We start from the raw sequence: 11,076 nt of genomic DNA on the forward strand, positions 1-11,076 counted from the left end.
GGGAGAACGACGCATGTGGTATTTTTCCTGGATTCTGGGCCTCGGCCTCGCTTGCGCCTTCGGCATCCTCAACGCCATGTGGCTCGAGCTGGATGGCGACGACGATCACGAGGGCGTCTAGCATCGCGCTCCAATGCGCGACGATGCGCCGCGCCGCTTTCGCGACAAAGTCGCTGAGCGCGCATGACCGGAGCGCTTATCTCTGCATGAGGACCAAACATGCGGGGAGCGCCGTCATGGAAGCGAATATTGGCAAGACCGACAAAATGATCCGCATCGCCGCCGGCCTTCTGCTGCTCAGCCTCGCCTTTGTCGGGCCGCAGACGCCATGGGGCTTCATCGGCCTCGTGCCGCTGGCGACGGCCTTCATCAATTTCTGTCCCGCCTACAAGCTGCTCGGCTTCAACACGCTCGGCAAGTAAGACATGGATCGACGCCAGATCACGCTGCGTTTAGGCGAAAGCGCCTAAACGCAGAGAACGTGGTCGATTCCAAAGGTTCAGAGCGCGCTTTTGCGAAAGGGCCGGCTTCCGCTTTTTCGCGAGCCGCGATCGAGAGGCTTGCGACTGGCTGGGCGCCCACTTCGGCGCTCCCCCTTTCAGAGGGAAGAAGCAGAGGCGACGCCGGCGTTCCTTCCCCTGAAAGGGGGAGGGTTAGGGAGGGGGTCGTCACCTTGGCTGACGCAAGCAACTAGATCATGAGCGACGTCGCGGCCGTTTTTCGCGCCCATGGCATGCATTGCCATGGATGCGAGCATGTCATCGAGGCGAGCCTGCGAAAGCTGGCGGGCGTGCGCATCGCTCACGCCGACTATCCGAGCGAAACCGTCACGGTCGAATACGATCCGGCGCGGATCGGCTTCGACGCCATTCGCGAGAGCGTCGAGGAAAACGGCTACCAGGTCGAAATCGGCGAGCGGCGCCCCCGCCCTTTCGCGCAGCGCCTCGCCTTTATCGCCATGGCGCTCGCCGGCCTTGCCGCTCTCATCCTCATCGATTCGCGCTGGATCAGCGCGGCCGGCGCGCCGGACATCGCCCAGCATATGAGCCTCCGGCTCATCTTCCTGCTCGGCCTCGTCACGGGCTTCCACTGCATCGGCATGTGCGGCGCCTTCGTCGTGACTTATTCGGCGGCGGACGCCGAGGTCGGCCGGGCCGCGCTGCCCTCTCATCTCGCCTTCGGCGCCGGCAAGACGCTTTCCTACGCTGCCATCGGCGCCCTTTTCGGCGCGCTCGGCGCGGTCGTCGCCTTCACGCCGCTCTTGCGCGGCGCGGCCGGCATGGCGGCGGGGCTTTTCCTCATTGTCTTCGGGCTCAACATGCTGGGGCTTTTCGCGCCCCTGCGCCGCTTCCGCCTCGGCCTCCCCGCGCCGCTGGAGCGCTGGGTCTATAAAGAGGCGAGCGGCCGCCATCGGCCGTTCGTCATTGGGCTGCTCAACGGGCTGATGATCGCCTGCGGTCCGCTACAGGCCATGTATGTCATGGCCGCCGGCACGGGCAGCCCCATTGAAGGCGCGAAAATGCTTTTCGCCTTCGGCCTCGGCACGCTCCCCGTCATGCTCGCTTTCGGCGCCATCGCCTCGATGCTCTCCAACGCGCTGACGCATCGCCTGCTCAAGGCCTCTGGCGTGATCGTGGTGGCGCTCGGCGCGGTGATGATCAATCGGGGCCTCATCCTCACCGGCTGGGGCTATGATCTCGGCTCCGTCGTCGCGCGGCTGCGGCAGGACGCGGCGCCGGCGCCCGCGCCGCGGCTCGCATCCGAGACGCAGACGATCACGATGGAGGCGAACGCGCTCGGCTACGCGCCGTCGCGTTTCACATTGATCAAGGGCGTCCCGGTCAAATGGGCGATCAACGCCACCGAGGTGACGGAATGCAACAAGCGCATCGTCGCGCCGTCGCTTAATCTCGAATTCGATCTGAAGCCCGGAATGCAGATCATCGAGTTCACGCCGCGGCGGGCGGGAATCGTTCCCTGGAGCTGCTGGATGGGTATGATCCGTGGGGAATTCCATGTGATCGAGCCGGGCGCGGCCCCGAAGGAGGAAACGCCGGGCGCCCCAATGAAGAAGGAAGCCTCGCCCGCTCCTGTCGCGGCTTCGCCGTCGCCACCCTCGACCTACACGATTCAGCGCGGCGACACGCTGAAAAGCGTGGCCAAGAAGCTCTATGGCGACGCCGGCCGCTGGCGCGACCTCGCCGCGGCCAATCCCGCGCGGCGCAAGAAGAAGCTGAAGCCGGGACAAATCCTCAACCTGCCGAAGCCGTGACGATTCGCCTTACGAAAAACGCTTGCGCCTGCGCTAAACTCGCGCGCTCAATTGGGAGACTTAACGATGCGGAAGATTTATCTCGCCGCCCTCGGCGCCTTCTCGCTCACGGGCGCCGCGGCGATGGCGGAAGACCATCACGGCCATATGGAGATGATGTCCAAGATGGCGAAGGATACGCGCATGGAGGTCGATCTGCCGGGGCCGATGAAGGCCATGATGCTGACCAATATGCGCGGCCATCAGCAGGCCGTCGCGGATATTCTCGCGGAGCTTTCGAAAGGCGACGGCGCGGCGGCCGCGAAGATCGCCGAGACGCGGCTCGGCATGGGCTCGCCGGGTTCGGCCGCCTGCAAGCCGGCCGCCAAATCCGGCGAGCTCGGCGACATGCCGAAGATGATGGCGAGCCATATGCCGGAAGAGATGCGCGCGCTGGGCATGACCATGCACGCCCAGGCGTCGAAATTCGCCGAGGAAGCGAGCAAAGTGAAGCTGGGCGGCGATCTGCGCCCGGCGCTTGCCGAGCTCAGCCAAGTCGTGCAAGCCTGCAACGCCTGTCACGCGGCCTATCGGCTGGATTGATTTTAAGGGGCGCGAAGGCCCCTCTCGGGGGTTCTGTTGCGCATCGCCACCTGGAACGTGAATTCCGTCCGGCAGCGGCTCACGCCGCTGCTCTCGTTTCTGAAGGAGGCGAACCCCGATATTCTCTGCCTTCAGGAGCTGAAATGCGAGGAAACAGCCTTTCCGCGCATGGAGGCGGAGGACGCCGGCTATAATGTCGTCCTCCACGGGCAAAAGACCTTCAACGGCGTCGCCATTCTTTCGAAGTCTCCGATCGAGGAGTCGACCGTCGGCCTGCCGGGCTTCGACCATGAGGGCCAGTCCCGCTATATTGAGGCGGTGATCTCCGACGGCGGTGGCGGCGTTCTGCGCGTCGCCTCGATCTATTGCCCGAACGGCAATCCCCCGGACACGCCGAAATACGCCTATAAGCTGCGATTTATGGAGGCGCTGACAGCGCGCGCCAGAGCGCTCCTGAAGCTCGAAGAAGCGACCGCGCTCGCGGGCGACTACAACATCATCCCCGAGCCCCGCGACGCGCACGACCCCGCCGCCTGGGCGTCCGACGCGCTCTTCCTGCCGCAAAGCCGCGCCGCCTGGCGCCGCCTGCTCAATCTCGGCTACACGGACGCGCTTCGCGCCGTCGCCGACGATGCGGGACTTTATACATTCTGGGACTATCAGGCGGGCGCCTGGCAGAAGAACAAGGGCATCCGCATCGACCATCTGCTGCTCTCGCCGCAGGCGGCGGACCGCCTCGCGCGCGTCGAGATCGTCAAGGAGGCGCGGGCGGGCGACAAGCCCTCGGACCATGTGCCGGTCTGCGTGGAGCTCAATTGATCACATGAGGGCGTGAATCGCGCGCCAGATCACATAAAGCCCCGTCGCCGCCACGATCCCCGCAAAGGCCACGGCCAGCGCCCCGCGCTCCGCCGACAGGCGCCGTCCCGTCGCCGCGCCGATCAGGCCCCCGATCACGCCGCCGCCGAGAATGGTCGCCGCGAGCGGCCAGTCGACGAGGTCCGAAAAGGCGTAATTCGCCGCCGTTGTCACGCCGAAGGCCGAGACGGAGACGAGCGACGAGCCGATGGCGTTGATGATCGGCAGGTCGGCCGCAAGCATCAGTCCCGGCACGATCAGAAAGCCCCCGCCAATGCCGAAAAAGCCGGACAGCGCGCCCGTCGCGAGGCCCATGGCGGCGAGGCGCGGGAAATTTTCGCGGTTGAGCCGGACCTGGGGGTAGCCCTCGCCGCTGCGGCTTTTGAACATCAGCGCGCCGATGACGAGCATGAGCGCGCCGAAGAGCGCGAGCAGCTTCTCGCCGTTCATGGCCTTGCCGAGCGTCGAGCCGCCATAGGCGCCGACAATGCCGAAAAGCGCGAAGATTGACGCGCAGCGCCATTTGATCGTGCCGGCGCGGGCGTGATTGCCGAGTTGGAAGAGCGCATTGGCGGCGACCGCGACCGCACTCGTGCCGATCGCGACATGCGGCTCCGACACGCCAACGAAATAGACGAGGAGCGGCACGGCGAGCACCGAGCCGCCGCCGCCGATCAGACCCAGCGAAAAACCGACCATGACGCCGGAAAGCGTCCCGGCGGCGAGCTTCACAATCAGGGGCGTGAGCATCGGGCCTCGGCATTGAATTAGATATTGCTTATTTAGTTAAGTCGCATATATCTACGCCGCAAGCAAGCGGCGAGGAGAAAAGCATGTCGCAACCGAAGATTCGGGGCTTTTTCGACGAAGCTGCCTTCACCGTCACCTATCTGGTCTCCGATCCCGCGACGATGAAGGCGGCGATCGTCGACCCCGTGCTCGATTACGAGCCGGGCGGCGGCGTGGCGGATTCGCATTCGATCGACGCCGTTCTCGCCGCGGCGCGCGACGAGGGGCTGACGGTGGAATGGGTTCTCGAGACCCACGCTCATGCCGATCATCTCTCCGCCGCGCCGGTCGTGAAGGCCGCGACCGGCGCCAGGGTCGGCATTGGCGAGCACATCGCCAAGGTGCAGGAGATTTTCCGTCCCGTCTTCCTCGCCGACGACATTGCCCCGGAGGGCGGCGATTTCGACCGTCTCTTCAAGGACGGCGAACATTTTCCTCTCGGCGAACTGGACGTCGAGGTTCTGTATACGCCCGGCCACACGCCGGCCTGCGTCTCCTACAGGATCGGCGACAATGTCTTTGTCGGCGACACGCTCTTCATGCCGGATTACGGCACGGCCCGAACCGATTTTCCCGGCGGCGACGCGCGGGCGCTTTATCGCTCGATCCGCCGTCTGCTCGCCCTCCCGCCGCAGACGCGGCTTTTCATGTGCCACGACTACAAGGCGCCCGGCCGCGACGTTTATCTCTGGGAGACGACCATCGCCGAGGAGCGGGAAAAGAACGTCCAGATTCACGACGGCGTCTCGGAGGAGGAATTCGTGGCCTCGCGGCTTGGCCGCGACAAGGCGCTCGCCGCGCCGCGCCTGCTTCTTCCGTCGATACAGGTGAATATCCGCGCCGGCCGCTTCCCCCCGCCGGGTCCGGACGGCATGCGCCGCCTGCTGGTCCCGGTGACGTTCAGGGGCGCGGCCGCGCCCGCAGATTAACCGGGTTTCATACTTCCGACTGGTTGCTTCGCAGCGACGCCCCGCGTCCTCGCGAGCCGAAGGCGAGGCAATCCAGGAGCCGCCATTGCTGCGCTGATCCGTCGGCGAGGCCGCCTTGCAATGGCCCGCACGGGGGCGGATCAGTTGCGCTCGCGCAGATAGTCCTCGAGCAGCGCGACGGCGGCCTTGCGGTCGGCCTCATTCGCGGCGGCGAGCGCCTTGGCGTGGCTGTCGGTGATCCACTGCTCATTCGCGCCGCCGCCGGCGACGGCGTCGCGGGCGAGCGTCAGATACATGAGCCCGCGCGCTTTCTGCGCCCCGCCCCCGGCCTCGCCGTTGAACATCAGCCGGCCGAGCACGGCCTGCGCCTGCGGATGCCCCTTGCGCGCCGCGAGCTCCAGCCAGTTGACGCTCTGGCGCATGTCCTTCTTCACGCCGGCGCCGTCGAGATACATGCGGCCGAGATGATATTGCGCGTCAGCGTTGCGGAAATAGGTCGCGGCGTAGCGGAAGAGCTCGAAAGCGCGATCGAGATCCGGCTCGATCTTCGCCGTCGACAATCCGTCGCGCAGATAGAGGCCGACGGCGACGAAGGCGTTCGCCGCCATGGAGCGCTCGCGCGGATCCGGCTCTTCCTCGGCGAAATGGTCGACGATCTTGGAGAAATAATCATAGGCCTTGGCGTCGTCGCGCGCGACGCCGTCGCCCTCGGCGTACATGCGGCCGAGCTTCCACTGGGCGAGCGGCTCGCCGCCCTCCGCGGCGTAGCGCAGCGCGGCGACGGAGGTCGCGGCGTCGCCGGCGTGATAGCTTTCGAGCCCGGCGCGAAGCGCCGCGCGCGGATTCTTGAACATGGGAAGCGGCTTCGTCTCGGGGGCGCGCGCCGAAGGCGCGTCGAGCGCCGGGGCCGGGTCGACGAAGGCGGTCACCAGCATGGCGAAGCTCGCCGCGAACAAGCCGACCGAAAGCGCCGCGCCCCTGATCTTGTGCGATGCGGCAGAAAGAATGCCCTTTTGCGCGGATCCGACCATAATGCGTTTCGACTTCCTCGACCCGGGGCGCCGGAAACCGGCGCGCATACGCGACCCAAAACTGCGCCTGCCACATCCTCGCGCGCAGCAGAAAATAGGAGACCGTTCCCCTACGGCGAGGCGCCGGCGGAGGTGTCTTCCCGCGTCTTGGATGAGCAAGTGACAAGAGGACCTTATCTCAGCTTTTATGGCTGAAAAGGGGCTTCTGAGCGCCGTTCGGGCCCGCTAGGCCTTATCTTCGGGACTGTTGCAACAAGGGCACAACCACTGTTGCAAAAATACGCCGATCAGCCCGGGTCAAGCTGTCTCGCGGCCGCGAAAAAGCCTTGGCCGCCGCGCTTATTCGCCATACAGCGAGCGCGGCGCTCGCGGATTCTCACGCCGCGAGAGTTGTGCTTACATCGCGCCGGCGCGAGGCGAATCGTTTCGCCCGCGCAATAAAGGAAAGACGCATGGCTTCGACTTCACGCGCTCCCATTCTCCTCGGCCTCGCCGCGGCCGCCTGTTTCGCCGCCGCGCCGGCGCATGCCGGGGACGCGAAGAAGGGCGCCGTCATCGCCAAGCGCTGGTGCGCGAGCTGCCATGTCGTCGAGAAGGACCAGACGACGGCCGTCGCCGACGCGCCCTCCTTCCACGACATCGCCCAGCGCCGCACGGACAGGAAACAGATCGCAAATTTCCTCGTCGATCCGCATCCGCCCATGCCGGACATGCATCTCTCCCGCAGGGAGATCGATGACATTACGACCTATATTCGCAGCCTCGACCCGCGCCCGCAGCCGCCGGAGCAGAAGGACAAGGACGAGGAGCAGCCGAAGAGGGGGTGACGGGCATGAGCGGGGCTCCCCGTCTGTCATTGGGAGCAAAGCGAAGCCATCCGGCGCCGCGTTAAGCCGTCCCGGACACGCGGCGGTCCGCTTGTTGAAAGCGGCGTCGTCCGATGGCATATCGGCGCGGCAGGCGGGCGGCGCCCGCGACAGGCCCTTGAGCTCGGCGCCCGCCTGCCGGACATTGAGCGTGCTGTTGCGGCCGGCATGTCAGCCCCTTCGCCGAACCCCATCGGGGTCGCGCCGGCAAACAAGCCATCGGAGGCGCCGCGAGGTCGAACAGAAAGCCAGCCTCATGGCCTATGCCGTCAAGGAAGCCTTCAAGACCCTTCAGGGCGAGGGGCGGCATATGGGCCGCGCCGCCGTCTTCTGCCGCTTCGCGGGCTGCAATCTCTGGAGCGGCCGCGAGGAGGACCGCGCCAAGGCGGTCTGCCGCTTCTGCGACACGGATTTCGTCGGGACGGATGGCGAGGGCGGCGGCAAATTCGCGGTCGCCGAAGATCTCGCCGCCCATCTGGCCGCGCTCTGGGGCGAGGGGCGGGAGGGCCGCTTCACGGTCCTGACCGGCGGCGAGCCCATGCTTCAAATCGACGCGGCGCTCGTCGACGCGCTCCATGCCGAAGGTTTCGAGATCGCCGTCGAGATCAATGGAACGCTCCCCGCGACGCCCGGAATCGACTGGATTTGCGTTTCCCCCAAGGCCGGCGCGCCGCTGGTCCAGACCGGGGGCGACGAATTGAAGCTCGTCTATCCGCAACACGGCGCCGATCCGGCCCTGTATGAGGAGCTCGACTTCCGCCATTTCCTGCTCCAGCCCATGGACGGGCCGGAAATTCTGCGCAATACGAGGGCCGCGATCGACTACTGCCTGGCGCATCCGCGCTGGCGGCTGTCGGTTCAGACGCACAAGATGATCGGGGTGAGGTAGGCCGGGTCCCAAATGCGGACCCCCTCCCTAACCCTCCCCCTTTCAGGGGGAGGGAACTGGCGCGGCTTTGCTCCCTCCCCCTGAAAGGGGGAGGGTCGGGGTGGGGGTCCAAACCTGGCGATTGGCTTGAAGCAAGCCGCTAGAGCGCGCGACGAGATGAGCGCGCTCTAGACTTTGGAATCGATCACCTTTTTGCGATTGGACGATCCCCCCCAATCGCGCCGTGATCTGGACGAAGCGCGCCGAGTTCATGCGAGGGGTCCGCCGTCCGCGACATGTCGCAGGCCGCGGGAAAGGATAAGGGAAGTGGCGACGTTCGAGGTATACCGCGAATTCTATTTCGAGGCGGCGCACGCCCTTTACGACCCCGAGGCCAAGGATGGCGGCAAATACCGCAATCTGCACGGGCATTCCTTCCGCGTGCGCGTGACTCTTCGCGGCGAGCGCCAGCCCGAGGAGCAATGGGTGATGGACCTCGGCAAGCTCGGCCGGCGCCTGAACGAGCTGCGCGAGAAGCTCGACCACTCCTTCCTCAACGATCTGGAAGGGCTCGGCAAGCCGACGCTCGAAAATCTTTGTCTTTATATCTGGCGGGACCTCGCGCCCGCGCTGCCGGGCTTGAGCGAGGTCGGACTCTTCCGCGACAGTTGCTTCGAGGGCTGCGTCTATCGCGGCGACTGAGGCTTGCGGCCTCGGCCGAAGCGAGCCCTGGAGACGCTGCGGCATCGTCGCTATTGCGCTTCGGGGACGTGGTCACTACCCTGACGCACGTCAATTGAGCAAAAAGACCGCCGAGCGGCTGCGCGAGGGGCGCCCGCGACGATAAGAACGGTCTCGAGGGGACATCTGAGGAATGGCGAATAACAAGGTCATCAGCGCCGACGAGGCGATCGCGCTCATTCGCGACAATGACGTCGTGACCACGACGGGTTTCGTCCAAAGCTGTATCCCCGAGGCGCTCCACGCCGCGCTCGAGAAGCGTTTCGTCGAGACCCAGCACCCGCGCGACCTCACGCTGATCATGACCGCCGGCGCCGGCGACTCCAAGGGGCTGGGCACCGGCCGCTTCCATCACGAGGGCCTGCTGAAGCGCGTCATCGCCGCCAATTTCGGCCGCATGCCCAAGGTCGCCCAGGCCGCCCAGGAAAACAAGATCCTCGGCTACAACCTGCCTCAGGGCGTCATCTCGCAGCTTTACCGCGCCTGCGCCTCCGGCCAGCCGGGCCTCTTCTCCAAGGTGGGCCTCTATACTTACGTCGATCCGCGCTTCGGCGGCGGCAAGGTGAACGAGGTCACGACCGAGGACATCGTCAAATATCACAACATTCAGGGCGAGGAGTGGCTCTTCTATATCGCCACCAAGATCGACGTCGCCTTCATCCGCGGCACCTCGGCCGATCCGTCGGGCAATATCTCGATGGAGAAGGAGGCGCTGGTTCTCGACAATCTCGCCCAGGCCATGGCCGCGCACAATAATGGCGGCCTCGTCATCGCCCAGGTCGAGCGCATCGTCGAGCAGGGCTCGATCAAGCCGAAGGACGTGCATGTTCCGGGCATTCTGGTCTCGGCGGTCGTGGTGGCGGACCAGCCCGAACTGCACCGCATGAACTATGGCGTGATGTATAACGCCGCGCTCGCGGGCGAGGTTCGCGTGCCGGTCGAGAAGCTCGCCAAAATGCCGCTCGACGAGCGCAAGGTCATCGCCCGCCGCGCCTCCTTCGAGCTGCCGCCGAACGGCGTCGTGAATCTCGGCGTCGGCGCGCCGGAGGGCATCGCCGCCGTCGCCAATGAGGAAAAGCTCACGCCCTATATCACCCTGACGACGGAAGCCGGCGCCATTGGCGGCGTGCTCGCCTCGGGGTCGAGCTTCGGCGCCGCGACCAACGCCGACAGCATCATCCAGCAGAATCAACAATTCGACTTTTATGACGGCGGCGGCCTCGACATGACCTGCCTCGGCATGGCCGAATGCGACCTGCAGGGCAATGTCAACACGTCGAAATTCGGCGGCCGTCTGAACGGCTGCGGCGGCTTCATCAATATCAGCCAGAACGCCCGCCTCGTCGTCTTCGCCGGCACCTTCACCAATGGCGGCCTGCGCGTCGAGATCGCCGACGGCAAGGTCAATATCGTGCAGGAAGGCCGGAACAAGAAGTTCCTCAATTCCGTGGAGCAGACGACCTTCTCCGGCAAATTCGCCCAGAAGCGCAAGCAGCCGGTCTATTACGTGACCGAGCGCTGCGTCTTCCAGCTCAAGGAGAACGGCCTCGAGCTCGTCGAGATCGCGCCGGGCGTCGACATCGACAAGCACATTCTTCCCTTCATGGACTTCAAGCCGATCATCAACGAGCCGGAGCTGATGGACCGTCGCATCTTCATCGACGAGCCCATGGGCCTGATCAACGATCTCCTTAATCTCAATCTCGACCAGCGGATCAGCTACGATCCGGCGCGCAACATTCTCTTCCTCAATCTCGAAGGCTGGAACGCGCGCACCAAGAAGGACATAGACGAAATGCGCCACGCGCTGGTCGCCGCCTGCCAGAAGGTCGGCAAGCGCGTGAACTCCGTCGTCAATCACGACGGCGCCCGGATCGCCGAGGCGCTTTACGACGATTACGCCGAGATGATCGAATATCTAAGCCAGCATTATTATCTGACGACGACGCGCTACGCGACTTCGGCTTTCGCCCGCATGAAGATGAAGGAAGCCATGGCCAAGCGCGGATTGCAGCCCCATGTCTTCGAGCGCCGCGAGGCGGCCGAGACCTTCCTGCAGGTCGTCGCCGCGGAAGAGGAAAAGGCGCCGGCGTAAAGCGTCGGCATTCGAGAAGACGGGGCGGCCTTCAATTGGCTGACA

At 65.3% G+C, this 11,076-nt stretch carries 12 protein-coding genes; 10 read left to right on the top strand and 2 right to left on the bottom strand.

Going from position 1 to position 11,076, the window contains the following annotated elements; translation table 11 throughout:
• The first annotated feature begins 13 nt into the window (after window positions 1-13).
• From cydX to xth, 5 genes are all read left to right on the top strand, one after another.
• Window positions 14-121: a cytochrome bd-I oxidase subunit CydX gene (gene cydX / locus ACV7JP_RS06445; RefSeq protein ID WP_457798397.1), complete on the top strand. Its 108-nt coding sequence runs from the start codon at window positions 14-16 to the stop codon at window positions 119-121.
• Window positions 122-236: 115 nt separating this feature from the next.
• Complete coding sequence (locus ACV7JP_RS06450) at window positions 237-422, top strand: YgaP family membrane protein (RefSeq protein ID WP_457798398.1); 186 nt, start codon at window positions 237-239, stop codon at window positions 420-422.
• 275 nt (window positions 423-697) lie between these two features.
• Window positions 698-2,272: an urease accessory protein UreH domain-containing protein gene (locus ACV7JP_RS06455; RefSeq protein WP_457798399.1), complete on the top strand. Its 1,575-nt coding sequence runs from the start codon at window positions 698-700 to the stop codon at window positions 2,270-2,272.
• A 66-nt stretch (window positions 2,273-2,338) separates the two neighbouring features.
• Window positions 2,339-2,854, top strand: a complete 516-nt coding sequence (locus tag ACV7JP_RS06460) for a hypothetical protein (protein ID WP_457798400.1) — start codon at window positions 2,339-2,341, stop codon at window positions 2,852-2,854.
• A gap of 36 nt (window positions 2,855-2,890) precedes the next feature.
• On the top strand, window positions 2,891-3,673 hold the full coding sequence (gene xth / locus ACV7JP_RS06465) for an exodeoxyribonuclease III (protein WP_457798401.1): 783 nt from the start codon (window positions 2,891-2,893) through the stop codon (window positions 3,671-3,673).
• On the opposite strand, the gene ACV7JP_RS06470 is transcribed toward xth, so the two are convergent.
• The gene (locus tag ACV7JP_RS06470) at window positions 3,674-4,462 is read right to left on the bottom strand and encodes a sulfite exporter TauE/SafE family protein (protein WP_457798402.1); all 789 of its coding nucleotides are present in this window, start codon (window positions 4,460-4,462) and stop codon (window positions 3,674-3,676) included. It lies immediately after the preceding gene.
• An 83-nt stretch (window positions 4,463-4,545) separates the two neighbouring features.
• Here ACV7JP_RS06470 and ACV7JP_RS06475 point away from each other — a divergent pair, with 83 nt between their 5' ends.
• On the top strand, window positions 4,546-5,430 hold the full coding sequence (locus tag ACV7JP_RS06475; protein ID WP_457798403.1) for an MBL fold metallo-hydrolase: 885 nt from the start codon (window positions 4,546-4,548) through the stop codon (window positions 5,428-5,430).
• A gap of 140 nt (window positions 5,431-5,570) precedes the next feature.
• Here the strand turns inward: ACV7JP_RS06475 and ACV7JP_RS06480 are convergent, their stop codons facing one another.
• Complete coding sequence (locus ACV7JP_RS06480) at window positions 5,571-6,461, bottom strand: tetratricopeptide repeat protein (RefSeq protein ID WP_457798404.1); 891 nt, start codon at window positions 6,459-6,461, stop codon at window positions 5,571-5,573.
• Between the two features lie 452 nt (window positions 6,462-6,913).
• Between ACV7JP_RS06480 and ACV7JP_RS06485 the strand changes: the two genes are divergently transcribed.
• The 4 genes from ACV7JP_RS06485 (at window position 6,914) to ACV7JP_RS06500 (ending at window position 11,031) form a co-directional block, all read left to right on the top strand.
• Entirely contained in the window at window positions 6,914-7,288 is a 375-nt protein-coding gene (locus ACV7JP_RS06485; RefSeq protein WP_457798405.1) for a c-type cytochrome, read from the top strand.
• 295 nt (window positions 7,289-7,583) lie between these two features.
• On the top strand, window positions 7,584-8,216 hold the full coding sequence (gene queE / locus ACV7JP_RS06490) for a 7-carboxy-7-deazaguanine synthase (protein WP_457798406.1): 633 nt from the start codon (window positions 7,584-7,586) through the stop codon (window positions 8,214-8,216).
• 306 nt (window positions 8,217-8,522) lie between these two features.
• On the top strand, window positions 8,523-8,897 hold the full coding sequence (locus ACV7JP_RS06495) for a 6-pyruvoyl trahydropterin synthase family protein (protein WP_457798407.1): 375 nt from the start codon (window positions 8,523-8,525) through the stop codon (window positions 8,895-8,897).
• 172 nt (window positions 8,898-9,069) lie between these two features.
• Window positions 9,070-11,031: an acyl CoA:acetate/3-ketoacid CoA transferase gene (locus ACV7JP_RS06500; protein WP_457798408.1), complete on the top strand. Its 1,962-nt coding sequence runs from the start codon at window positions 9,070-9,072 to the stop codon at window positions 11,029-11,031.
• The last annotated feature ends 45 nt before the right edge of the window (window positions 11,032-11,076 follow it).

This window comes from Methylocystis sp. S23 (genome assembly GCF_054106005.1).